Annotated in this window: 27 protein-coding genes; 11 read left to right on the forward strand and 16 right to left on the reverse strand. The window is 44.7% G+C overall.

Annotated features, from left to right (window positions below; all coding sequences use genetic code 11):
• Positions 1-82: 82 nt before the first annotated feature.
• On the reverse strand, positions 83-628 hold the full coding sequence (locus LDX50_RS06755; protein WP_225697673.1) for a DinB family protein: 546 nt from the start codon (positions 626-628) through the stop codon (positions 83-85).
• A gap of 133 nt (positions 629-761) precedes the next feature.
• Here LDX50_RS06755 and LDX50_RS06760 point away from each other — a divergent pair, with 133 nt between their 5' ends.
• From LDX50_RS06760 to LDX50_RS06770, 3 genes are read left to right on the forward strand one after another with little or no spacing between them, the layout of a single operon-like run.
• Positions 762-1,712 carry an aldo/keto reductase gene (locus LDX50_RS06760; RefSeq protein ID WP_225697674.1) on the forward strand — a complete coding sequence of 317 codons (951 nt, stop codon included), beginning with the start codon at positions 762-764 and terminating at the stop codon, positions 1,710-1,712.
• A gap of 15 nt (positions 1,713-1,727) precedes the next feature.
• Positions 1,728-2,153 (forward strand): alkyl hydroperoxide reductase, encoded by a 426-nt coding sequence (locus LDX50_RS06765; protein ID WP_225697675.1) that lies wholly within the window; start codon positions 1,728-1,730, stop codon positions 2,151-2,153.
• Between the two features lie 2 nt (positions 2,154-2,155).
• Entirely contained in the window at positions 2,156-2,650 is a 495-nt protein-coding gene (locus LDX50_RS06770) for a hypothetical protein (protein WP_225697676.1), read from the forward strand.
• Here the strand turns inward: LDX50_RS06770 and LDX50_RS06775 are convergent.
• Complete coding sequence (locus tag LDX50_RS06775; RefSeq protein WP_225697677.1) at positions 2,582-3,409, reverse strand: alpha/beta fold hydrolase; 828 nt, start codon at positions 3,407-3,409, stop codon at positions 2,582-2,584. The genes LDX50_RS06770 and LDX50_RS06775 overlap by 69 nt on opposite strands.
• 39 nt (positions 3,410-3,448) lie before the next feature.
• Here LDX50_RS06775 and LDX50_RS06780 point away from each other — a divergent pair, with 39 nt between their 5' ends.
• Positions 3,449-3,868 carry a hypothetical protein gene (locus LDX50_RS06780; protein WP_225697678.1) on the forward strand — a complete coding sequence of 140 codons (420 nt, stop codon included), beginning with the start codon at positions 3,449-3,451 and terminating at the stop codon, positions 3,866-3,868.
• Here LDX50_RS06780 and LDX50_RS06785 read toward each other — a convergent pair.
• The 4 genes from LDX50_RS06785 to LDX50_RS06800 form a co-directional block, all read right to left on the reverse strand.
• Positions 3,861-4,934, reverse strand: coding sequence for an Ig-like domain-containing domain (locus LDX50_RS06785; protein ID WP_225697679.1), 1,074 nt, complete (start codon positions 4,932-4,934; stop codon positions 3,861-3,863). The two genes, LDX50_RS06780 and LDX50_RS06785, sit on opposite strands and share 8 nt — an antisense overlap.
• Positions 4,891-5,976, reverse strand: coding sequence for a hypothetical protein (locus tag LDX50_RS06790; RefSeq protein ID WP_225697680.1), 1,086 nt, complete (start codon positions 5,974-5,976; stop codon positions 4,891-4,893). Before LDX50_RS06790 ends, LDX50_RS06785 begins: the two co-directional genes overlap by 44 nt.
• 69 nt (positions 5,977-6,045) lie before the next feature.
• Positions 6,046-6,558 carry a DUF4136 domain-containing protein gene (locus LDX50_RS06795; RefSeq protein WP_225697681.1) on the reverse strand — a complete coding sequence of 171 codons (513 nt, stop codon included), beginning with the start codon at positions 6,556-6,558 and terminating at the stop codon, positions 6,046-6,048.
• A complete protein-coding gene (locus LDX50_RS06800; RefSeq protein WP_225697682.1) occupies positions 6,555-7,553 on the reverse strand; it encodes a formylglycine-generating enzyme family protein in 999 nt (332 codons plus the stop codon). The genes LDX50_RS06795 and LDX50_RS06800 overlap by 4 nt, the downstream gene beginning before the upstream one ends.
• Positions 7,554-7,721: 168 nt before the next feature.
• Between LDX50_RS06800 and LDX50_RS06805 the strand changes: the two genes are divergently transcribed.
• The gene (locus LDX50_RS06805) at positions 7,722-8,675 is read left to right on the forward strand and encodes a DUF4421 family protein (RefSeq protein WP_225697683.1); all 954 of its coding nucleotides are present in this window, start codon (positions 7,722-7,724) and stop codon (positions 8,673-8,675) included.
• 3 nt (positions 8,676-8,678) lie between these two features.
• Here LDX50_RS06805 and LDX50_RS06810 read toward each other — a convergent pair whose 3' ends face one another.
• On the reverse strand, positions 8,679-9,485 hold the full coding sequence (locus LDX50_RS06810; protein ID WP_225697684.1) for a VOC family protein: 807 nt from the start codon (positions 9,483-9,485) through the stop codon (positions 8,679-8,681).
• Between the two features lie 59 nt (positions 9,486-9,544).
• Here LDX50_RS06810 and LDX50_RS06815 point away from each other — a divergent pair, with 59 nt between their 5' ends.
• Positions 9,545-9,910: a DoxX family protein gene (locus LDX50_RS06815; protein WP_225697685.1), complete on the forward strand. Its 366-nt coding sequence runs from the start codon at positions 9,545-9,547 to the stop codon at positions 9,908-9,910.
• A 66-nt stretch (positions 9,911-9,976) separates the two neighbouring features.
• Complete coding sequence (locus LDX50_RS06820) at positions 9,977-10,462, forward strand: fasciclin domain-containing protein (RefSeq protein WP_225697686.1); 486 nt, start codon at positions 9,977-9,979, stop codon at positions 10,460-10,462.
• 55 nt (positions 10,463-10,517) lie between these two features.
• Here LDX50_RS06820 and LDX50_RS06825 read toward each other — a convergent pair whose 3' ends face one another.
• Together LDX50_RS06825 and LDX50_RS06830 are read right to left on the reverse strand one after the other, a co-directional pair.
• On the reverse strand, positions 10,518-13,295 hold the full coding sequence (locus LDX50_RS06825; protein WP_225697687.1) for an outer membrane beta-barrel protein: 2,778 nt from the start codon (positions 13,293-13,295) through the stop codon (positions 10,518-10,520).
• A complete protein-coding gene (locus LDX50_RS06830; protein ID WP_225697688.1) occupies positions 13,288-13,662 on the reverse strand; it encodes a hypothetical protein in 375 nt (124 codons plus the stop codon). The genes LDX50_RS06825 and LDX50_RS06830 overlap by 8 nt, the downstream gene beginning before the upstream one ends.
• Before the next feature lie 157 nt (positions 13,663-13,819).
• Here LDX50_RS06830 and LDX50_RS06835 point away from each other — a divergent pair, with 157 nt between their 5' ends.
• The 3 genes from LDX50_RS06835 to LDX50_RS06845 are packed head-to-tail and all read left to right on the forward strand — an operon-like array spanning position 13,820 to position 16,124.
• A complete protein-coding gene (locus tag LDX50_RS06835; RefSeq protein WP_225697689.1) occupies positions 13,820-14,851 on the forward strand; it encodes a sensor histidine kinase in 1,032 nt (343 codons plus the stop codon).
• A complete protein-coding gene (locus LDX50_RS06840) occupies positions 14,848-15,546 on the forward strand; it encodes a LytR/AlgR family response regulator transcription factor (protein WP_225697690.1) in 699 nt (232 codons plus the stop codon). Before LDX50_RS06835 ends, LDX50_RS06840 begins: the two co-directional genes overlap by 4 nt.
• The gene (locus LDX50_RS06845; RefSeq protein ID WP_225697691.1) at positions 15,543-16,124 is read left to right on the forward strand and encodes an NADPH-dependent FMN reductase; all 582 of its coding nucleotides are present in this window, start codon (positions 15,543-15,545) and stop codon (positions 16,122-16,124) included. Before LDX50_RS06840 ends, LDX50_RS06845 begins: the two co-directional genes overlap by 4 nt.
• On the opposite strand, the gene LDX50_RS06850 is transcribed toward LDX50_RS06845, so the two are convergent.
• The 4 genes from LDX50_RS06850 to LDX50_RS06865 form a co-directional block, all read right to left on the reverse strand.
• Complete coding sequence (locus LDX50_RS06850) at positions 16,119-16,466, reverse strand: DUF559 domain-containing protein (protein ID WP_225697692.1); 348 nt, start codon at positions 16,464-16,466, stop codon at positions 16,119-16,121. The genes LDX50_RS06845 and LDX50_RS06850 overlap by 6 nt on opposite strands.
• Before the next feature lie 62 nt (positions 16,467-16,528).
• Positions 16,529-16,954: a DUF1499 domain-containing protein gene (locus LDX50_RS06855; protein WP_225697693.1), complete on the reverse strand. Its 426-nt coding sequence runs from the start codon at positions 16,952-16,954 to the stop codon at positions 16,529-16,531.
• A gap of 28 nt (positions 16,955-16,982) precedes the next feature.
• Entirely contained in the window at positions 16,983-18,533 is a 1,551-nt protein-coding gene (locus LDX50_RS30990) for an OmpA family protein (protein WP_225697694.1), read from the reverse strand.
• Between the two features lie 88 nt (positions 18,534-18,621).
• Positions 18,622-19,215 carry a DNA-3-methyladenine glycosylase gene (locus LDX50_RS06865; protein ID WP_225697695.1) on the reverse strand — a complete coding sequence of 198 codons (594 nt, stop codon included), beginning with the start codon at positions 19,213-19,215 and terminating at the stop codon, positions 18,622-18,624.
• Between the two features lie 49 nt (positions 19,216-19,264).
• On the opposite strand from LDX50_RS06865, the gene LDX50_RS06870 reads away from it, so the two are divergent.
• Complete coding sequence (locus LDX50_RS06870) at positions 19,265-20,131, forward strand: DUF2911 domain-containing protein (protein WP_225697696.1); 867 nt, start codon at positions 19,265-19,267, stop codon at positions 20,129-20,131.
• A gap of 50 nt (positions 20,132-20,181) precedes the next feature.
• Here the strand turns inward: LDX50_RS06870 and LDX50_RS06875 are convergent, their stop codons facing one another.
• From LDX50_RS06875 to LDX50_RS06885, 3 genes are read right to left on the reverse strand one after another with little or no spacing between them, the layout of a single operon-like run.
• A complete protein-coding gene (locus LDX50_RS06875) occupies positions 20,182-21,867 on the reverse strand; it encodes a sodium:solute symporter family transporter (protein ID WP_225697697.1) in 1,686 nt (561 codons plus the stop codon).
• Entirely contained in the window at positions 21,864-22,001 is a 138-nt protein-coding gene (locus LDX50_RS06880) for a hypothetical protein (protein ID WP_225697698.1), read from the reverse strand. The genes LDX50_RS06875 and LDX50_RS06880 overlap by 4 nt, the downstream gene beginning before the upstream one ends.
• Entirely contained in the window at positions 21,998-24,523 is a 2,526-nt protein-coding gene (locus LDX50_RS06885; RefSeq protein ID WP_225697699.1) for a PIG-L family deacetylase, read from the reverse strand. Before LDX50_RS06885 ends, LDX50_RS06880 begins: the two co-directional genes overlap by 4 nt.
• Positions 24,524-24,654 lie beyond the last annotated feature (131 nt).

Consider the following 24,654-nt stretch of genomic DNA (forward strand, 5'->3'; position numbering starts at 1 on the left):
AAAAGGAATTCCGTATTAATGCCGCCTGTAGAATACAGCTGGTTAACTTAATAGCAGGCTGACCCGTGATACAACTTATACCTTACAGAAATTTATAATTTGGTGGCTCTATACCATTCATCCGAAGATAGAGGTTCGCCTTTGCCCGATGATTGGTAACGTGGTCATGAGCAAAAATCACTGCCTGTCCGCGCGTAATGGTTGTGTTCTTTCCAAAAGGAAGTTCTGCTGCGAGATCTTCACTGCTCAGTGTGCCCATTGCAGCCATCATATCGTCAAATCCTTTGGCAACAAGACCCCTGATCTCATCCTTAGACATAGTTGAGGCATCGGGCTCTTCATATTTGATGCGATTACCCTTCATCATTGCCTCGCTGAAATAGTGAAGTGAATAGCCGATATGAACCATCTGGCTTCCAAAGGTCTTATTGACTTCGGTAGGCTGATAATTAAAGTTTTCTGCCGGCATTGCATCCAAAACTTCCAGCGTGTGGCTTTTGGCCGTTTCCATCAGTGGCATGGTGAGTACAATAAATTCCGGTGTTTCTTTAGTACTACTGGTGAATGCCCCGAGTGTGAGGACCAGTGCTGAAGCCAGTGTGAGCGTAATCAGTATTGAATTCTTCATGGTAAATTGGGTTAGTCGATGAATAAATAATTGAGGCGACAATGCCTCTGGGCTTTAATTTAGTTTTACGAAGACAATTTTTGTCAGGTTGTGTTATTTTACTGAACTTCACAATGAACCTGATTAAAATACAATGAAATACCTTCAATTTACAGACGGAACAAAGATACCTCAGCTCGGACTCGGCACCTGGAAATCAGCACCAGGTGAGGTCTATCAGGCAGTGATAGATGCTGTAAATGCAGGCTATCGCCACATCGATTGCGCTGCTATTTACGGGAATGAGTCGGAAATAGGAGAAGCACTTACCCATTTACTTAAATCAGGATCTGTAAAACGGGAAGATCTTTTCATCACATCCAAGCTCTGGAATAATGCGCATCAGCCGGATGCAGCGCATCTGGCACTGAAAAAGACCCTTTCGGATCTTCAGCTGGATTATCTGGATCTATACTTAATCCATTGGCCCATTTCAATTAAGGTTGATGCCGGTTTTCCATTTACAGGTTCCGATTTTATAAGTCCTGAAGAGCTCCCGTTCACCGTTACATGGAAAGCGATGGAGTCAATGAAAAAAAGTGGTTTAGCGCGGCATATCGGTGTGTCAAATTTTTCCATTCCAAACCTGAATAAACTCATCAGAAGTGCCGAACTCATGCCGGAAATGAACCAGGTGGAAATGCATCCGTTTCTGGCTCAAAAAGAATTATTCCACTTTTGTTCAGACCATGACATCCTTGTTACAGCCTACTCGCCGCTCGGATCATCGGATCGTTCGTCGGGCATGAAAGCAGATGATGAACCCTCTCTCCTGCAAAATGAAGTGATTCAGGGAATTGCAGGTGATCTTGACTGTAGTCCTGCCCAGGTATTACTCGCATGGGCATTACAGCGAGGTACCGCGGTGATACCTAAATCCACCAATAAGGGTAGGATTGCAGAAAATTTCAGGGCCCAGGACATATCCCTGAGCAGTGATCAGATGAAGAAACTGGAGGCTTTGGATGGCACCTACCGCTTCGTGAATGGCAAATTCTGGACGCCTCAGGGAAGTCCGTATACCCTTGAATATCTCTGGGGATAAACAGAAATAACTTTTTTGGGTTATACGATTATGCAACAGATGGCATTTATGCGTATAACCCTCAGGGCGGCCGCAATCTATAACATTGTATGGGGTGCGTGGGTCGTATTATTCCCACAACATTTTTTCTCACTTGCAGAGATGTCACCAATTAATCACCCGTTGGTTTGGCAGGGAATGGGAATGGTAATCGGAGTTTACGGCCTGGGATACTGGTGGGCTTCGTTCGACCCGGTCCGTCACTGGCCGATTGTCGCTGTGGGTTTTCTGGGCAAGCTCTTTGGTCCACTGGGATTTGTCATCAATTACCTTCAGGGCAATGTGCCTTTTAATTTTATTATAACCCTGATCACCAATGATTTTATCTGGTGGATCCCGTTCTACATAATCCTTAAAAATGCCGCTAATGAGGGCTGGCCTTTACGCACAACTACCAACTGATCATGAAATATAAACAAACCAGACCGGCCTCATTCGACGAGCACGTCTATTCAAAGAAATATATCATCAACTCCCCGGTTTCTGAGGTTTGGAACGTGCTCATGCGCGAGTCTACTTTCAGAGATACACAATTATGGCCTTTCAGGGTAGAATTTGATTCAGACGGAGCAGAAGACCGAATGACAGTGGGTATGGATAATGTCCACCACGGACCTCTCATGCTGTTTACCGGAGTTCTTACGGAAATACGCGAACGTGAATATCGTGATCTCCACTATTACCTTGGAAGCTATTTTCTGAGTGTCCGATGGATTCGCCCTGCACGGCTGGAATTTTTTGTGGTGGATCAAGGAGATAACACCGGCCTTGAATTACGTCTTACCACATATGTGAGGCCCTGGATTAAAGGTATATGGAATAGTATGCTATCAGTATTCTGGCTTAATTTCGGATCCTGGTTCAACAGGTACGTTAAAAAGCAGATCAGAAGAGCGTAGAAATTTCAGGCTGATTTGATTGAATTCTTTTGGATCATCGATGTTGCAGATATGTCCGGCACCATCAATTTCATGTATCATTACACGCCGGTTTTTTGAGGCGAATTCTCTTGCTGTTTTCAGAAAGACATAATCATCAGAGCCCATTACCACCATAACCGGAAATTCTATCTGCTGATTCCAGAATCTAGTAAGCAGCCTGAAGAATTCATCATACAACGTTACCCAGCGCAAATACGCCTCGGGATCAATTTTTCTTGCCTGGAGCCTGTAAATCCTGCGGGATCGCTGATGACTGTCCTTTGGCATCAGCAAATAGGAGAACATCGAATACATCATTCTGTAAGGAAGAAAAACATTAAATAACCTTGCCGCAGCGACGAACAGGCGTATCGGTACATTACCCCTGAATATGGCCCCAGCCATTACTGCCGCGCGAACCATCCCAGGCGCACGCATAGAGAGATCCTGCAGCAGAACACTTCCAAATGAAAGAGATATAAAAACCGCGCGTTGAATACCCAGGTGAAACAGAACCTCGAGTATATCCGAAGAGATTAATTCGAAGGTATACGAATTTTCATTCTTGCCCTCTGATTGTGACTTACCGTGATCCCTCAGATCCAGCAAAAGAACCCTGAAATGCTCCTGATATGCATCGGTCTGATATTTCCAGGTTTCAATACTTCCTCCTGCGCCATGAATAAATACAGCCCAGGGAAGTCGGCTATCCTGATTGATGATTTTGTAATGTAACACGGATAAGAACATTTGGCGGAGAAAAAAGTTAAGAACTGCATGGAGTATGTAAACATTTTCCGCAGTATGGCCGACTTTGGACTTGTCGTGCTGATCTGGTTGGTACAGATGATCATCTACCCTGGGTTTAATGTTATTGACCCGGCATCATTCGATAACTGGCACAGGAAATATATGGTTCTGATCACTTTTGTGGTTGCGCCTCTTATGTTTGCACAGGTTTTCCTGACTGGAATACAGCTATGGATGAATCTCACAATAATCAACATAGCCAGTATGGGATTGATCATTTCTGTTTGGCTCCATACTTTTTTTAAAGCAGTGCCTCTGCATAATTCGCTTGCCCGGGAGGGCAATCAAGCGCCGATCGTGGATGAACTGGTGAAAGCAAACTGGTACCGAACCATCATCTGGTCACTTATCTGGCTATTCGGGTTAGCTGCATGGTTGTTTACTTGATAGTGAATTCAAGTTGGTTTATTAACCCGGAAGGAGCAGAAGAATCTGTTAGGTCTTCATCAAATAAACGATCAATCCTGTTCCCGGATAGGTCCTCAATTGTATTTTTAATTTCAACTATATATCTACCTGTTATCCAATTACTTATAGGAGTAAATACTATTCGGCTTTGCTCAGTTGAAATACTAACTACACCCTGAACCTTCTCTCCGTCGGCCTTCATGATCTGGATTGCAGCAGGCGCAGATAAAAGGTCTAGCGGCTCATTGGACATGATAATCAATGACTGTTTTGTATTTAGCTCAGGAAACTTCATTTTCCAACGGGATGGGTCAATTCGGCTGCGGTCTGCCCGGGTTACATAAAATTTTTTTGAAACCGCCTCTGGTAACGGCTGCCCCTGTGCACTCATCCATCCATTCAAAATAAGTAGTTCATAGGATGTGCCTTGCCTGAGTGGATTACCTTCCTCCCGGTTAGGGATAAGATCACGCTTTATGCGGCCGGGATTTAACCACAGGGTAAGTGTATCACCACCAGGATTCCATAGTTCAGGGGATAGATCGAGGAAGACATTTTCGAGAAATCCATTCTGCCCTTGTTCACGGATCATTACAAATTCTGAACTTTTGCCTGACTGCATTTCACGATCGAAGACCAACTGCATTTTTAGCAAATTTTCAGGCAATGAATCCGGCGTTGGGTGGATCGAAAGTAATCGGGGTGGATTGGAAACGTTATCAGGCGTTCGAAAGGCCGCTATCCGTTCTCCCAGGTATGTAACCTCGTAATCAGAAGCAAAATCCAACGGCAGGAAAGGCAGGAAAGTAATGTAATGTTTTCTGACTTCCCAGCGGCCGGCGACCTCCCGCTCTGCTGATTTCAGGTATAGTTTAAGATGCTCCGGCGTTGAAACTTCTACTTCCAGATCAACTTTCGATATGCCACTTTGATCCAAGAGGAAATTAGCCTGCCCCAAGACGGACAGGCTTATTACTGTAAAAATGGCGGTAATGAAATATTTACAACCAGAAATCATTCCCGGTAATAAGATCGAGATCCCCATTGGATTGCCGTTTGAGCATAATCCAGCCTGAATCCCCCCATTTATCCATTTGAATCACATTGGTCATCGGAAAATTTAAATAAGGAACACCTGCTGTAGCTGCCGGTATATCAACCGGTTCAGTAAGGCTACCTTCATACGAGACTATATCACTCAACAGTATTTTCATCACCGGGCGATTTGAATTAGCCATCAGCAGTACTTCCCTGCCGTCTTTTTCAAGTATCACCATGTCCAGCGGAGTATTACCGGCACCTAATTCAGCGACGGTTCGTCCCTTAATGTGTTCACCTTTCTTTAAATCAGAAAGCGGAAATAAAACAAGAGGGGTACAGGTATAGCTCGCGATGACATAGGTTTCATTATTTAATGTAGCAGTTGTGAAGGTCTTAACAGGTGAGTGAGTTTCATACTGGCCGTGCGCTGCATGATAAATTTCAAGCGAAGCATCCTGTTGATCATCTGAAAATGGATAGCTAATACTTCGAAACGTACTTCCGAATTCCTGGTTTGAAAGGCCTGTTACAAGTAACTGGTCCCCCGAGAAGTGTATATCAGAAATAGCCCAATGGCGAAGCGGACGCCCTCTCCTGTCTTTGCTGTCCTCTTCTACGGCATTGGCAATCGACTTTTGGCTGTAGCTCACAGTAGAAAGATCCACCGGGTTAATGGCTCCCGACTGATCAACTGTGAGAAGAACAGGTTGATTATTTTTTGCATGAACGGCCATGTAAATCACACCACTTTTCGGATGCACTGCCATGTCCTGAATCGTTATCATATCAACGCTTGTCCCCAGAACCTGGGCAATGGAGATATCAATTTTTGACAGGTTTACTTCGCCGAACGAAGCTGTTGATTCCTGGCTGGTGGCTAATGCAAAAATCTTGGCTGATTTACTGTCTCCAATAAAGAGAATGCCTTCCGGACTGAATGTAAGGGCATTGATGGATTGTACTTCTTCGCTGAGAGGCATAGGCTTATCTGAAGAATAAGCCATAACCACAATCAGACAGAAGATGCCTGTAAGTATAGATTTCATAAAAGTGGTGGTTTGGTGTATACATTAAATATACTCAAACAAACCACCGAAGGTTTCATTTATTCCAACTTATTGAGCGGGAAAATCCCTGAACAGCATTTCTACTCCTTTATTGATACGCTTGATCATTTCACTTTCCTTCCCTGAAATTGTTCCTGCTGCTACACCCTGCCAAACGAGATTGTCGGTTTTGGTGTCGACAAAATCGAGCACAACAGTACCTTCCTTATACTGATTCACCACAACTTCCTCGCTTTGCCAGGAATAATTACGCTGGCCCATGTATGCAATGTCGCGATAGTCGGTTTCCCGGGTCTGAACCTTTTCTTCAACAGTGCTTCCTATGTTGATCATAAGATCCGGATTGTCACTCAGAGCGTATCCCTTTGTTTCCAGCTGACTCACAACCGCCTTTTTCAGATCATTAAGATACGGGCTTGTTGAGTTTTGCACTTCATAGAAGTTAAAGGTTTTGTAACCTTCGAAGTCCTTCTCAATTATTTCAGTAGACACAACACGCACAGGAGTGCATGCGAGCATGAATCCGGCAATAGCCAGAATTATAAAATTCAGTGTTTTCATGGATTATTGAAAGTTTCGGATTTAACACAACGAAAACCCAGGTGTTCCTGCCCGGAGTCGATGGCGGTCGCCATGCGCGCACTCGGACGGTAATTTGAACAATACTGAATGCTGCACAAGTAGGAACCGCCTTTTATCACCCGTTTCGGGTTATAGGGATCTGTGGGGTCATAACTTGATTCAGGACCGGTTGGATTCTTGCAAATGGTCATCTTATCCAGCTGTGCGTAAGTATCGGGTCGATACCAGTCGGAAGTCCACTCCCACACGTTACCAATCACCTCGTATAGACCATATGAATTTGGCGGATAACTTTTCACAGGGGCAATACCCGCATAGCCATCCTCACCGGTCATCCGGTATGGAAAATCACCCTGAAAAAAGTTTGCCAGGTACTTTCCCTGAGGGGTTAACTCGTCTCCCCAGGCAAACGGAGCCCCGCTCTTTGCATTTTTTGCTGCAAATTCAAATTCCGCTTCAGTAGGCAGTCTTTTTCCTGCCCAGTCGGCGTATGCCACCGCATCTTCATAAGCAATATGAACAACCGGATAATTATCCTTGCCCTCAATCGAGGATTCCGGGCCATAAGGATGCCTCCAGTTCGCACCTACCACCCATGCCCACCATTGGGAAAAGTCGTTTAGCTGAACCGGGTAATTTGGCGGTGAAAATACCATGGAGCCGGGCTGGAGAATACTGTCGGCAGGCTTGGGAGTGCCCGCAGGAAGATTTTTCTTTAGTTCTTCCCAGTCAATGGGCCGTTCAGCAACGGTCACATATCCCGTTGCCTCAACAAATTCACGATACTGGGCATTTGTAACTTCCGTTTCATCCATCCAAAAACCATTAACTTCAACGGTATGCGCCGGACCTTCATGTACGCTGGCTTCATTTCCATCGTTACCACGTATGAACGTGCCACCCGGAATCCATACCATCCCATCGGGCGCTTCACCGGGAGGTGCTTCCATGACCTGGGTTTCAGTTGACTCCATTGCCGGTTGATCCGGCTTTGAAGTACACTGGGTGAAATATAAAAGTATGATAAAACAATATGTGAACCGATGCATGAATTACGTTATTATTGTAATGTGAAAGTTACGATGGTAACAAAACAATTATCCTTAAAATTTTGAATTTTTCGTGAAATCCGGAATTTTTTTATGGTCAGGATTATAATTATATCCCTATTACTGATTTTTCCTGCCGTGCTTTTTGCACAGTCCCTGGATGATGTGGCTAATATGGTAAAGCCGCCTGACGTGGATTCTTCCTTTGTTGAACTGAATCAGAATGACTGGACGGTCCGGTTATTTTCAAATCTGAAATATCAAAGCTTCAGCTTAAAGAACAGGGACGGTCGAATTTTTTTTCGGCCACGGGGTCCATTCTCAGGCGGAATCGGAGGTTCCTACAAAACACTTCTCCTCGATCTGGGGCTCCGGTTCAATAACGATGGATCCCAGCGTTTCGACCTTCAAACAAGCTTATTGCTAAAGTCGTATTTCATTAACCTCTCGGTTCAAAAATACACAGGATTTGAAGAGACAAACCCGGATGAATTCGAAACATTCCGGGGCGATATTACGACCTTCACCATCAATCTTGAAGCAGCCGTTTTCCCCAACCACAGGGAAATTTCATTTCGTTCTCTTCAGTCAGGCATCGACAGACAAAAAAAGGGTTCCGGTTCCATATTGTATGGTGGATTCATAGGGTATCATAAAATGTCAGCCGACAGCTCAATTATACCATCCTATGCGGATGAGATTTTTTCAGAAAAATATGATCTCACATCCCTGACTGTCAGAAATATCGGCGTAATAGCCGGTTATCTTTATATTTACCCGGTATCAAACAATCTTTTTATAGCTGGAAGTGTCCGCCCGGGTTTGGGTGTCCAGTGGGGAAAGATTACCACTGAAACGGATATCATTCCCGATTACGGAGTATTGTATATGAAGATGGCAATCTCGGCCGGTGCCGGTTTTAACTGGCAAAAATTTTACTCCACACTTAATTATAACCTGGAAGCGAATTACATACGGCTGGGTGACAGCCACATTTACAACTACAACAGCGGCAAGGTAAAACTGGCCGTTGGCTATAAAATTTAGGGATTATTCAGCTGCCATGGTTTCACCGGGTATCTTGATGTATTCTTTGTCAATAGGCTCCCACAGTTCTATCTTTCTCCCTTCCGGATCCAGGACCCATGCGAATTTGCCATAATCATAGACTTCCAGTTTACCAACCTGCTGAACCCCGTTGGATTTCATTTTACTGAGAAGTCCCTCCAGGTCATTTACCCGATAATTGATCATGAAATCATGTTGGGAAGGCTCAAAATAATCTGTATCGTCTTTAAACGCACTCCAGACCGTAAACCCGGGCTCATTTCCCGTCGACTCTTTTCTCCATTGCCATTGTGCCCCGTACTGACCAGTAAGTATTCCGAGGTTTTCCCTGTACCAGGTCTTCACCATTTCGGGATCTTTGCACTTAAAGAAGAATCCACCCGGGCCAGTTACCCCGGGTTCCCTGGCAGGCACAGGATGTTTCTCCGTTTCACCCAGCCGGAAATGTGGATTTTCGATCAGCCCGACCGGGTTGCCCCACGGATCACCCATCACGGCGACCCTGATGCCACCCCCTACATCTTCCAAATTTTCCAGTACGGTTGCTCCTGCTTTACGAAAGGATTCAACCGACTCTTCCAGGTTGTCAGTTCCCCAATATGAAACATGATGCGTCGGGTCCAGATTAGTACCGTCGCCGGGCTGCAGACCGAGTTCAAAACCTCCTATATTGAATCCGATATAGAAAGGCTCATCAAAATATGGGGAAACATTAAATACATCGCTGTACCACTTCCGTGCTGCCTGGAGGTCTGGTACCCGATAAACAATGGTTCGAAGTCCGTTCATGTGTGAAAATTTTAAGGTAAAATACAAAAACATCTTTGATCTTCCCGGGTTTTATCAGCATGAAACGCATTGGCTGGATCGCACTTTCGATATTTTACATTGTTGCCGGACTGAATCATTTCAGGGATCCGGAATTTTATCTGCCGCTCATCCCGGGCTATTTCCCCAATCCCGAATTAATTAACCTTGGCGCCGGAATTGTGGAGATTCTGCTTGGAATTCTGGTCGCTATTTCCTCTACCCGGAAAGCTGCCTGCTGGATGATTATAATCCTCCTGGTCTGCTTTATCCCATCCCATATCTATTTTATTCAGTTGGGAGGATGCGCTGGAAAGCTCTGCGTTCCTGAGTGGGTAGCATGGGTTCGTCTTCTTCTAATTCACCCTTTGCTCATCATTTGGGCCTATCGAATAAAAAATGTTTAATCTTTTTAACAAAACATTAAACAATGTATGCCACTTGTGCATTATATATACAAACAAATAAACACCATGAAAAACTTAGTAAAAATAGTAGCAGTAGTTGTTGTTGGCTTAATGATTTCTGTTTCTGCCATGTCACAGGATAAAACCATCGTAGGTTTGGCAGCAGGAAATTCAGATTTATCCACACTGGTTACTGCAGTTAAAGCGGCTGGCCTTGTAGACGTATTGAATGGAGATGGTCCGTTCACCGTATTCGCCCCGACAAACGCAGCATTTGCCGCTTTGCCTGAAGGAACATTAGAAACTTTATTAAAACCTGAGAACAAAGACATGCTCGTAAGCGTTCTTACGTATCATGTGGTTGGCGGAAAAGTCATGTCAACTGATTTAAAAAATGGAATGGTAAAAACCGTTGAGGGAAGCGATGTTACTGTAAAGGTAGGTCCCAAGGTTTATATCAATGACGCAAATGTATTAAAAGCTGATGTGAACGCATCAAATGGAGTAGTTCACGTTATAGATAAGGTCATCCTGCCTCCTTCAATGAGGTAGATGATTGTTGGTTGATTGTTGGTTAAGGGGAGCCCTCACTTCGGTGAGGGCTTTTCTATTGTGTGGTTTTGAAGTTTCGGATCCTATACATAAAATTCAGCATGACATATTGCTGTAATACAACACTCGTGGCATCCTCGATATAGGTTTCTGTGACCGTCCGCGTTATACTTTGGTTTTGTTTCAGAATATCAAAAACCCGTAAAGAAACCTCTGCCCGATCATCGGCCATGAATTTCTTTCCTAAAGAGGCATTCCATAAGGCATAGTTTTGATTGAACCCTTCGGAAAGGCCATCATACCGCTGGTAATTAATATCTGTTCTGAACACCCATCCCTGTCCAAAAATCCAGTTCAGTCCGGCCGAAAACGACGAATTCAAATAATTTGTGTTTAATTCAGGCTGAATCGAATTATCCACAATATTAAAATTTCCCGAATAGCCTATATTGAAATCAACACGTTCGCTGATATTGCTGGCAATCACAATACCTGCGCTGAACCCATAATTATTGGATGTGTTTGATTGTTCATTGATAAGGCCCGGTATTTTGTTGTAATTAATGCCGGCATTTACGTTTATAATGGATTTCAGCAGGATTGATGGGATACTGTAGGTAAGCAGACTTCGCACATTCCAGTATCCGTCGAGATTCACGGGACGTGTTATCTGGCTGCCCTTTCGAAGTAAATAATCACCCACAAGGATGTCTTCATTTTCTGCGATAATGGTTTCATTTGAAATGTAATTGGCCGCAGTTTGAGCAGAAATGAAACCAAAGAAACTGGCGGAAGATTGTTGATTCGAATTGGAATACCGTACAACGAGTCGATGACTGTAGGCCTGGTCCAATGCCGGATTCCCCGTTGTAAGTATCAGGGGGTTTGAATTGTCGATCACATTCTGTAACTGTGAGATGGACGGGGCATCGGTATTGGTCCGGTAAAAAAACCGCAGATTTTTATCTTCTGTCAGGTTAAACCGGCCCGAAACGGTCGGTAGAATATTATTAAAACTACGGGTTAGCTGATCCGTCTGAGGAAACAATTGTTCATTCTCAAGTCTTGCATGTTCATAAGCCAGGCCTGCGCGAACAGAGCCAATTTCGCCCCGGTATGACAGGCCGGCTGTAGAGGTATAAGTTGTATAGATACTTTCAAAAACATTGGACAATTCCGGATTAAGCTCCCTTTCTTCAGAACGCAGGTCATAGTTCTTATTATCTGATTCATTCCACCTCCTTTCCATGGTCTGGGTCAGTTGTAACTGAAACTTTTCCCCAAGCCGGTCGGTGTAGGTCACATTTCCCTGTACTGATTTTTGAAGACTGAAACGATCTGTTTCCTGGGCAAGCGTATCTGAAATTACGGTTGTCCGGTTATAGTAATTAATAGCGTTCAGGTCAATATTCCCATCACTTTTGAGATAGGAATTACGCAGTCCGAACGACAAGGTCTGACCTCTTCTTTCAAATGCATGCCGGAAGACAAGGTTATTCGAAAAATTAATGCCCTGCAGATCATTCAGCTGCATATTTTCACTTCCACTGATCAACTCATCGGCCATGTTTGAAGTAAGAATACTTGTTGTCAGCTGATTCGTATTGTTTTGCAAACTCAGAGCAGGTGTCACAATCAGCATATTCTTTTTATCAATACTGTACTGGATGCGGGAGTTAAATCTGTGATTATAATTTACATTATCCTGAATGGAGTTCTGTTCATAGAAATAACTGCTATCTGCCGACAGAAAGTATTCTCTGAGGCTTTTCTGATCATTCGTATTTGTCGCGTGATTAAAAAAGTAACTGGCAGATAGTTTGAGGTCACCATTGAGAAATTCATCCACATAGTTTATCCCGAATGAATTAACCTGGCTGATTCCATTTTGCTGGGATGTGAGAAAATTATTGGCACCATTATTTCTTCCCCCTCCAAAATTTCCACCTCCCCTTCCTCTTCCGCTGGAACTGCTGCTGGCCACACCTACCAGGTCTTCCGAAGAGAAATTTTGCAGGTTAATATCGTTGCTCAGACCAACGATTGAAATTCGTTGCTGATCGTTGAAAAAATTGATATTACCCCCGAGATTGTAATGCGCGTCTGTCCCGCCACCGGCGTAAACACGTCCAAAACTGCCATTTCGCGTTTCAGGTTTGGTGACAATATTGATTGTTTTTACCGTATTCCCGTCATCATAACCGGAGAACTGAGCCTGTTCACTTAACTGATCAAACACCTCGATTTTCTCGATAACATCTGCAGGAAGGTTTCTGAGGGTGGCCGCAGGATCATTACCAAAAAACTCCCGGCCATCCACCAGTATACGCTGGACAGACTCTCCCTGTGCCTGAACACCATTCCCGTCAACCACCACTCCCGGCATTTTTTTAAGCAGATCACCCGCCGTGGCATCGGGATTCGTTTTAAAGCCACTGGCTAAGAATGCCGTGGTATCACCTTGTTGAACTACCACGATGGGCTTGTCTGTAATCCTGACCTCCTTAAGTAATTCAGTTTGTTCGACCAGTTGAATATCCGGAACACGATAATCCGGTCCTGTAATTCTGAGTATCCTTGTGAACGGCTGATAGCCAATGAATGAAACCTGTAATTTGTAAAAGCCGTCTTCCGGCAGTTTCACTTCGTAGTTGCCTTTTGCGTTACTGGAAGCAAAGGTCGTAATAGTGGTGTCTTTTACCAGCCTGAACTGAACAGTCGCTCCCGGGAGCACCTGATCATTGCCCTTAATAACCCCCGAAACATTCACCTGGGAAAAAAGCGATTGGCCGCAGAGGTAAAGGATCGCTAGTAGAATGAATGACTTATTCATTTGGCGGAGGTCTGCGCTGTCGGCGGTTTTGTTGCATAATGAAGGTAAGCCTTGCCATTTGCTCATCAGTTAATATTTCACTAAGCATGGTTTGCTTTTTTTTCCTGATTTCCTGCATGGCTCCCCTCATCTTATCACGGTCTCCCTGGTTCTCTGAAAATGCAGCTGTTATTTCTTCGGAGTAGGTCTTGTAAATTTCATCTATTACAAGCTTCTGGTCTTCAGAAAGATCCGTAATACTGTCAAGCACCATTTGTTTTTCACGGGCCACCATTTCAGATGGATTGCGCTGGGGCGGCTGGCCGTTCGTTTCGGTAATGAACAAGGGTCCAAGGATAATCAGCGAGAATAGAATAATGGTTTTCATGAATCTAATTTACCGCGTTTTATGGTCAGTTCTTGATTATTTCAATCAACGAAGCGATAAATTCAACCAACGCAGATACGCCTGATGTTCGTTGAGCGAAACGGTTGTTTGTTGAAAATAACAAAGACACATTTTTGTAAATGCGTATCTTACTTGCATGAATTCAGCATTACCCAAGGGAATTTATCTCCATGTGATATCATGGTGTGCTTACTTTGTATTACTGCTCTTCTGGTTTGCAATACCGTTCACCTATGAAACCGCCGCCTGGCATGCCGGCAGGATGCTGATCATTCATATAATCATCTTTTACATCAATACTCGTGTGCTGCTTCCACTCCTGATACAACGTAATTCCTGGGGTTACTATCTGCTTGGAATAACGTTGCTCATGATCGTTGTGTATTATATATTCACCGTCACCAATCAGTTCCTGCCAATCAACCGTCTTGAAGGTGTACAGATGAGGGTGCCACGTACTTTCCGGTCTTCCCGTTGGATCGTTCAGAATATGTCGCTTTCCTTCGGCGTATTATTTTTCAGCGCCCTCCAGTTTTTAATGGATGAATCAAGAAAAAGGAAGGACATGGATGCGCAGCGCATCCAGGAGAAACTCGTAACAGAAATGAAATTACTGCGGAGCCAGATCAATCCACATTTCCTTTTCAACGCACTTAATAATCTTTATGCCATGGCCATCAGCCATCAGGAAAAAACTCCCGACCTGATTCTCAAATTATCGGAAATGCTTCGGTATGTGCTCTACGAATCGAATACAGACCTTGTGCCGGCGGAAAAGGAATGGGAATATATTCTCAACTTTGTTCAGCTGCAGGAGCTGAAATTTGAAGACGAGGTGAATTTACGCGTGGAAGGTGAAATAGATCCCGGTTCACAGATCGCGCCTATGATTCTCCTGCCCTTCGTGGAAAACGCCTTCAAGCATAGCCATATTGAAGACGATGGAAACGGGTGGATAGAAATCTCATTGAAAATTCAACATGGCATGCTGGATTTTAAAGTTTCCAACAGCAATCCGGGAAAATTGATTTCTAAGGATAATGAAGGTGGTATTGGTATGATCAATGTGAAGAAACGCCTTGAACTTCTATATCCCGACTGTCACAAGCTGATCATAGAGAAGCCGGAAGGCAAATTCAGAATCCATCTCCATATTGATCTGCCATGAATAATTTACGCTGCGTAATCATAGAAGATGAATACCCTGCCCGCACGCTCTTAAAAGGCTATATCGAACAATGCGAAGGACTTGAGCTGGTTGCTTCGTTCAAAAATCCAGCCGACGGCTTACACTATGTGAAAACACATAGTCCTGATATCATCCTGCTCGACATACAAATGCCAGAGATTTCCGGACTGGAATTTATCAGACGTCTTGACAAGCCGGCCAATATCATTCTCACCACCGCCTACCAGCAATTTGCCCTTGAGGGCTATGAACTTGATGTGGTCGATTATTTACTCAAGCCAATCTCCTACGAACGGTTTTTAAAGGCGATCAATAAAGTTCGCGCAACACACCACAGTTACAGTACTCCCGGGTCTGGTGAACGGCTTATCAAATCAGGACACAGCGTCTATCGCGTACGCTATTCCGACATACTGTATATCGAAGGAATGCGCGAGTATGTGCGATATCACACCTCAGACAGCTGGTATATGGAGCTCGTATCCCTGAAACATTTGGAGGAATCTCTTCCATTCCCTATGTTTAAAAGAGTTCATAAATCCTTTATTGTCAATATCAGGTATACCAACAGTCTCCATACAGGTTACGTGATGTTGAACGATCAAAAAATTCCCGTCGGCCAAACCTATCGTGATGAGGTTGCTGACTGGTTCAATAAAAACACAATCGTATGAGGTATAAAATCAGTGTTTTGTATGGTTCTGTACGCACCAACCGACAGGGTATTCGTGCTGTAACATTCATTTCAAATCAACTAAGATCGAAAGGCTTTGATGTTCAGGTGATCGATCCTATGTTATTACCACTTCCTTTCCTGGATAAAATGTTTAAGGAATATCCGGATGGTACTGCTCCTGAAAATATGCAGATCATAGGTGATCATCTCAGCCAGTCGGATGGTTTCATAATCGTTACCGGGGAATACAACCACAGCATGCCTCCCGCACTTAAAAACCTCCTGGACCATTATCAAAAGGAATATCATTACAAGCCATCAGGAATCCTTTCCTATTCTGCAGGCAGGTTTGGAGGGATCCGTGCGGCTATCCAGGCAAGAATTACCCTGGCAGAGCTGGGAACACCTTCGATTCCCACTATTTTATCCGTTCCGCAAATTCAAAAAACAATTGATGCTGAAGGTTCAACGCAGGAAGAATGGCTGCTAAAACAAACCACCCGATTCATTAATGAATTTGAATGGTATGTTGCCGCTCTTGCAAAGCAACGAAATGAAGGCCGGCCAGGATCATGACCGTACCCTCCTGATACCTTTGATCTGACTCTGAATGTCTTCAATGATAATTTCGGGAAATTCATTTACCAGGTAATTCTCATAGCGAAGGATGTGAAAACCGAGCGTCTTAAGATGACAATCCCTTGTGGCGGAAGAAGATAACATCATATCCTCATATCCCTCCAGTTCAACGACCAGGGAAGCTGCAAAACTACAGAATTGGGCAGTGCAACAACCAAAGGAATGATACTGCTTAAAATTGAAATGCTTCAGGGTTCGGTGCTCATTAAGTAATTTCCACATGATCAGGTGTTCCCTGACATACAAAGGGTGGTTCCGTTGATTTCTGATTATCTTCATGGTAATATGTTTTACTGCATATTACCGGTCGAGGCGGACAAGAATTACATTATTAAAATTAGTTATTGTCCGTCCCCGGCAATCTCCATCCACGCTTCCCGAATAGATTCCATCCGTCTGCGGTTCACTCCCAGATCGTAATAACCTACCCTTGAGGCAGAACGGAAATGAATCTCATTCCGGAGTGTATCTGCCAGAAATTCAACATCATCCTCAAATCCAAAAAGAGCAATGGTGAAAACGACTTTCAGATAAACGTTCGATGAGTCGGTTATATCCGTTCGTGGCATTTCCCTTATCACATCCTTCAGCACTGCCATGGCCTTGTCATAATCACCACTGTAGCGGAGTGGCTCCATAGGAGTATGCTCCTCATCAGACTGATAGGAATTCACACAATTGGGTGAGTCGGGGCACGGTGCCAGCACGGGAACTTGCTGAACATTCCAGAAAAGGGCCAGGATAAGTTGCAAAGCGAGACTGTTCATGGAAGCTTCCTCATATAAAGAGCATTCATTATTCCTTTACGATTGTGAATTCCACCCTTCGGTTTAGACGACGCGTCTCTTCATTGCCATTATCAGCGATCGGCTTGGTTCCCCCATAGCCTTTACCTGTAATTCGCTTCTGATTAATCCCCTTGCTCACCAGGTACGCCTCTACTGATTCCACGCGTGCTTTTGATAGTCGAAGATTATGCTTGGGTACGCCTGTATTATCCGTATGTCCTTCCAGGCGAATCTGTACGGATGGATTGGTCCGCATGAAATCCACTACCCGGTCAAGCTCCGGATATGATTCGGATAAAATATCAGGTGACGATCGTTTGAAGAGCACATTCGGTAATTGAACCGTTGTACCCACTGTTATGGGCTGAAGTAAAAACTGTCGTTCAATAGCACTGGAATTACGATCTCCTTCCACCAGAACTGTTTCATTATTACTGATAAACCCGGGTGCATCCATCGAAAACAGATAGCTGCCTTCCTCGATAATGGGTACACTGAATGTACCCGTCACGGCATCTACCGGTACAACCTGCTCCTGTGTTCCAACAGTAAGACGAAGCGTAACGTTGCCTATCGGTGTCCTGTTATCTGCGCTCTTTACAGTACCGAAAATCACGTTTTTATCGATCTCTACGGTCGTCTGCACTTCTTCCAGCACTGAATCAGGGACATCCACCACCAGCGGTTCGATGCGCTGCTCGGGGGAATCTGTATACATCCGGATATCGCTGTAGCCGTCACTGTTCATAGTAGAGGTGTAAAGTGCAAATCCTTCATACGGACGGTATCCCAGTTCTCTTCCCTGGCTGTTGATATTGGGCACCGGAACAGGTGACGACCAGTTCTTCCAGGTGTCATCCAGCCGTGTCGACATGAAAATATCGCTGCTTCCACTTCCGCCATGACCATTCGTTGCGAAATACAACGTCTGCTTATCTCCGGAAAGGTAGGGCGTGAATTCCTGGGCGTTGGTGTTGATGGTTCTCCCAAGGTTCTTGGGCTCACTCCATTTGCCGTTCCCTTCATTGAAGCTTACATAAATATCCTCACCACCTACTGTATTGTATCCTTCAATTGAAAAAAGAAGGACCTGTCCGTCCACACTGATATATCCTCCGTGATTCTCTGAACGATTCAGGAAATAAGGAATTGTGATGTTTTCAGGATTACCCCACTTATTTCCACGCCGTATGGATCGCGAAACCCCCTGGGTGGCAGCCCGTGAATCATCTTTATTATAGTGATTGAGCAGGTAAATGGTTCTTGAGTCGACTGTAAATCCGATTACACCATTGTAACCCCTGTTATTCAATTCCACAGCATTTGCAGGAGCAGACCAGCTTCCATCTTCCTGCAATTCGCTGTACCATATGTCTCCCGGATCCTGAACTCCACCGACATTCTGCGGATGGCGTGTGCGGGTGAAGTATAATGTCTTATTGTCCGGTGAAAGTACGGGTAATTGTTCATCATACGATGAATTGACTTCGCGGAATATGTCCTGAGCCTGGCCTGCGGATAAACAGAATATCAGAAGCCCTAAAAAATAAAATCTCACAATACAGTAGTTTAGGTTAAAAAGCTAAGTTATGGACGCTCAGTTACAATATTAGAAATAAATCGTTGAATCAACCAATATCTCGATATCACCGTGGAAATGGCCGGCTTAAAAACCGGTTCCCGCCAATTCCAAAGCGCCATGGCAACAGGGCATCCTCCCCTGCGTAATCCACACCAATTCTCGGTCCTTCTACAATTTTACGTACACCAACGCCTTCATCGGAGATCCAGATCTGGTCTCCTAAAAGGGGTCTGCCGTCATGCTCCAGTGATATACTTAATGCTTCAGAGAGTTTACCGGGACCGGAGGTTAGTCCGGTATAGGCTATATTCCCCCTGCGTGACTTCATGAGTTCGACTCCGGTAACAGGTTCAAGAGCACGAATCAGAACCGCTTCGGCAATACCTTCCGCATTCGTTACAACATTGAACAAACGATGAATACCATAGCACAGGTATACATAGGCGGAGCCTCCGGCAGAAAAAAGTGTTTCCGTCCGCGCTGTACGCCTGTTCCCGTAGGCATGGCAAGCCCGTTCCCGATATGAGTATGCCTCTGTTTCCACGATCATGCCACCACATATTCCTTCGGGACCTTCAACATAAAGGACCTTGCCCAGCAGGTTACGTGCGGCGTCGCAAACGTCGTCATTGAAATAAAATGATTTTTTCAGTTTCACGTACTCCGTTAAAATTGTGTAGATTCGTACGACCAAAAATAAATGAACCATGAAAAGAATACTACTCATTAATTGCCTTTCCATTGCGCTATTGATCGCATTCTCAAGCGCGAATGCGCAAATCCAAATGCCGCAGCCAAGCCCTGCCGGCTCAGTTTCAACAACAGTGGGCCTTACAGATATTACCATTGATTATTTCCGCCCCGGTGTTAAAGGAAGAAAAATCTTTGGAGAAGGTGGTGATTATCTCCAGCCCTATGGCCAGATATGGCGTACAGGCGCCAACAACGGATCAGTACTTACCCTGAGTACCGATGCCATGATTGGTGGCCAGTCGGTCCCTGCCGGAAAATACCTGATATTTACCGTACCCGGAGCCGATGAATGGAGATTCATGCTTTACAAAGACTTAAGCATTGGTGGAAATACTGCTGCCTACAATAAAGATAATGAAGTACTTAACATTGGCGTTAAATCAAACAAGACATCCAATACCGTTGAATCACTTACATTTCAGATCCATGACATCAGTGCCGACAATACAGAGGCAAAAATTGCTATGGCATGGGAAAATGTTGCTCTGCGCATTCCAGTAAAGGTAAGTTTTGATGACATCGTCATGGCCGACATTAAGGCTAAAACACAGGTTGATCCAAACGTTTATATTCAGGCAGCCAATTATTACTATACGACCGGACGTGACCTTGAGCAGGCTCTTGCCTGGATGGACATGGGGCTTCAGGCAAACCCTAACGCTTTCTGGAACATTCACATGAAGGCACAGATCCTCGCCAAAATGGGTAAAAAGAAAGAAGCCATCGAAACAGCGAATGAATCAATGGCTAAAGCAAAAGCGTCGGGAAATGATTTCGGATATGTGAAAAGAAATCAGGATCTGATTAACAGTCTCAAATAAAGATCAGAAGATCACCAAGATAAAGAAGCCGGCTCTACAGTCGGCTTTTTTTAATTGCTGTTGATGATCTTTTGAATAATAAACCCGAGTATCACAACCATCCCGCAGCCAATTACATTATACCAAAGATATCCGATCGGAGTTGTCATGAACAGGAATATGACCATGGACTGGGAGATAACCGCCGCGATAAATATGGCATTACCTCTGATGTATTTAATGTAAAAAGCGGCCAGAAATATACCCAGGATACTTCCATAGAAAATTGATCCCACGATATTCACAAGCTCTATCAGATTCTCGAGCAGTGAGGCAAAAGTGGCGAACATAATAGCGATCAGGCCCCACATGAGCGTAAAAAGACGTGATGCATTGAGGTAGTGCTGCTCCGACTGCGCGGGCTTTACGGATCGCTTATAAATATCCACTGTAGTGGTAGATGCCAGGGCATTCAGTTCCGATGCGGTGCTGGACATTGCCGCAGAGAAGATCACTGCCAGCAAAATTCCAATCAGCCCATGGGGTAAATTATTCATGACAAACGATATGAATACATAATCCGTATCGTTTGTTTCAGCCTTGGGGTCGGCTTTTACGATGATTTCCTTGGCCTTATTCCTGATTTCCTCATCCTGATCAAGATAATTCTCAATCTGGGTTCGGTATGCCTCCGATTCATCAGCCTTATTCGCATTCTCCGCCTGTATGAGTCCTTCTATGGCCTGTCGCTTCTGGGCAAACAGGTCCTGATGCGCTGCTTCAACCTCTTCGAATTGCTCCCGGTATTCCGAATTTTTAACCACCTCAATGGCCGCATCGTTGAAGAAAACGGGTGGCTGATAAAACTGGTAGAAAACAAATACCATCGTTCCGATGAACAGAATGATGAATTGCATCGGCACCTTAAGAAGTCCGTTAAAGATTAATCCGAGACGGCTTTCACGAATACTTCTGCCCGACAGGTAACGCTGAACCTGCGACTGATCCGTTCCGAAATACGCCAGGGCAACAAAGAGTCCGCCAATGATTCCCGACCAGATATTGTATCTGTTGGTGGGATCGAATTCCAGGTCAACGGCTTCAAGCTTACCCATTTTCCCCGCAACGGTAATAGCATCACCGAAGTCCACGCCATCCGGGAGCATTTTAACAACCATGATTCCTGCCAGAATCATACCTCCCATCATCACTCCCATTTGCTGTTTCTGCGTAACACTTACCGCCTTTGTCCCGCCTGATACCGTATAAATTATTACAAGGACTCCAATAATCAGTGTAGTGAATGTAAGGCTCACTTCCAGGATACTTGACAAAATAATGGACGGCGCAAAGATGGTTATTCCGGCGCCCAGTCCCCGCTGGACCAGAAAGAGAAACGAAGCAAGTGTTCGGGTTTTCAGGTCGAACCTGTTCTCCAGGAATTCATAAGCGGTGTATACCTTCAAACGATAGTAGATCGGAATGAAGGTCACCGACAAAATGACCATTGCAATGGGCAGACCAAAATAAAACTGAATGAACCTGAGCCCGTCATCATAGGCTTGTCCGGGTGTAGATAAAAATGTAATTGCGCTCGCCTGGGTGGCCATAATGGATAAACCGATTGTCCACCATCGCATACTCTTATCACCCAGTAAAAATCCTTCAATGTTCTTGCTGCCACGGCTTGCATAGACTCCATACACAACAATAGAAATCAGTGTGCCGAATAATACAAGCCAATCGAGATTGCTCATGAAAAACTAATTGATAAGAAATACAAAAGTAGAATCAGTGCCAGCAGGTTGCCAAGCACGAGGATATACCAGGACTTCCATTTTTTGAAGAGCGGTGGCTCTTCCGGGTAGATCTCTTTTTCCTCGGAAGTCATTTTTTTACGTTAATTGAATTATCAATCAGATCGGCATTTCCCAGTGAAACCATATTGGTAAATAACCGAATTGCCCCTGGTACACCGGCCGGTAATTCCCTGAACCAGCTGTAACCGGTATAAATATAATAACCTTTGCCGTATTGGGCTACAAGTAATCCTCCATCAAGAGGGCTCTCTCCGGAATCATTACTGGAAAGAATCGCCGTGTACCGATCATCCCATTTGCCGGGAAAATACAATCCGCGCTCCTGGACCCATCCTTCAAAATCTGCCTGCGTTATCTTATTGGGCGTATTCAACACGGGATGTTCCGGGGTCAGTATCCGGATCTCCGCATCCTCTTCCGCGACACGATCCCGTGACAGCTGAAGTGGATATGGGGCAAACTCCCCGGTCTTCAATCTGAAATTGGTATTATACTGAACGATCAGCGTACCTCCCTCTTTCACATAATCCAGCAAGGCAGGCATTTGAAAAGCAATACGTTCATTGGTATTGAGAGCCCTTACACCCAGTATAATTGCGTCAAGCTGGCCAAGATTTTCGGGTGTCACATCCTCGTCACGCATCTCCCAAACCTGGTAACCGATCTCACGCAGTGTAGCCGGAATGGCATCCCCTGCCCCTGCAATGTACCCAACGCGATCCCCTTTCTTATTAAGTGGGATATGAACAAACCTTGATTTTGCATCAGGCAGTAATACCTGCTTTGGAATATGCTCATAATCAATTACTTCCATATTCTTCGAATAGGTGGCACCTGCCGTTCTTACCTGGGCAACCAGATCGCTTACAATCTGTCCTTCAGGCGGACTTACCCGGAAGGTTACAATGGATTCTTCCCCATCCTGTTGCAGGTTAAATGACCGCGTTGAAGGTGTTACTTCCCATCCATCAGCTCCTAAAAGCTGAACCTCTCCTGCCACATTCGCAGTTCCCGCTTTCACGAGTACTTCAATTTCACGCGAATTATTATCCGGGAACAGATATACCGCCTCCTTGATTGAAACGAGCGCAGGTGGCGTTATCACCAGCGGCTCATGTTTTTCACCCTGCACAGGATCATTCCACCGGTACTGCAGCGGAATTTCATAACTAAATGCCACTCCTTCTATTTCAACATCCACAGTTACAGGGATACTCGGATTATTTTCAGGAAGCCCTATCAATTGAGGGTCTTCAACTGTATACATTCCCTTCTTTTGTGGCAATTTCAACCAGTATGGATCTGAGTATGGAATTCCGGCTGGGATCGTAACAGCAGTATCCAATACTATATCAGTACCTGCGGTCATCTGCAAGTTCAGATTCATCCCAAGAATATCGCTCCTGAATCCTTTCAAAACTACTGACAGCGGTGATTGCTGGATGGCTTCCAGTTCCATGCGTATATTCTGACCAGGAACAACCTGTCCTTCGCTGGTGCGTGCTTCCAGATACAGGCCGGTCATATCTGAAATTATTTCATCAGCCTGTTCCAGTTTTCGGGATTTCCAGAAGGAATCCTCAATTTCTGAGATCATCCTGCGGATGCGCAACATATCCCGAACGCTGGCATAAGGCTTTCTGGGATCGAAATTGGAGATAAGCTCGTTGATCGATTTGCCAATCTTATCTCCACCGCTTACGCGGGACCAGCTGGTATCAATTCCCTCGAAAATATCCGATTTCGCTTCAACTCCTTTTACATATTCCAGAAATTCTTCGCTTGAGCCCCTGCTGCCTGTCGCTCCAAATCCCTGGCTTTTATGCTGACTTCTGCTGAGTGCAGCCATTTCGGTATAAGTCGTACCAAGCAACGGATTATATGTACCCACATCGATGGTAAGAACGCCCGGCTCACTCCCATCCATATTTGGATTCCACCAACGGCCTGTGTTGGTAAAAAGACGCTTGGGCGACCAAACAGTGAGGTCTTGCAGTTGCTCAGGATAATAATTTTTATCGCCCGATATATCGAAGGCGCGTTCAGCCATGATTGCCGAAGTAGTATGATGTCCATGCCCGGCGCGCTCATCCGGCGGAAACCGGGTGATAATCACGTCGGGTCTGAATTTTCGAAAAGTGCGCACCACATCAGACAGTACCTGATCCTGATCCCATACCTGAAGTGTTTCTTCAGCGGTCTTGGAATATCCGAAATCGTTAGCCCGGGTAAAGAATTGTTTCCCGCCGTCAATCCGACGCGCTGCCAGTAATTCCTGTGTGCGTATAATGCCCAGTCCCTCCCGGATCTCAGGGCCAATCAGGTTTTGTCCGCCATCACCCCGCGTCATTGAAAGGTAAGCTGTATGGGCCTTTCTTTCGTTAGCCAGGTAGGCAATAAGTCTTGTGTTTTCGTCATCGGGATGAGCAGCCACATATAGAACTGTACCCAAAAAATTCAGACGCTCTAATTTCAGAAGGATTTCAGACGCACTCGCTGGTTGTTGCCGCTGTCCGTAAAGCGGAAAGAAGTGCATTGATACAATCGAGACAAGCAGAAAAATAGATCGGATCATTGTTTTCTTAAGTATCATATCAAATGCAATTTTTCAACGAATTATCTTATCCTGCAACTATTCAACGTGAAATTACAGGAACGGTTTACTTATATGCAATCGATTGAAACGAACTGACCTTGGTGTATCTGTAATTAATTCTTTCAATC

Source organism: Fulvivirga sedimenti, assembly GCF_020328055.1.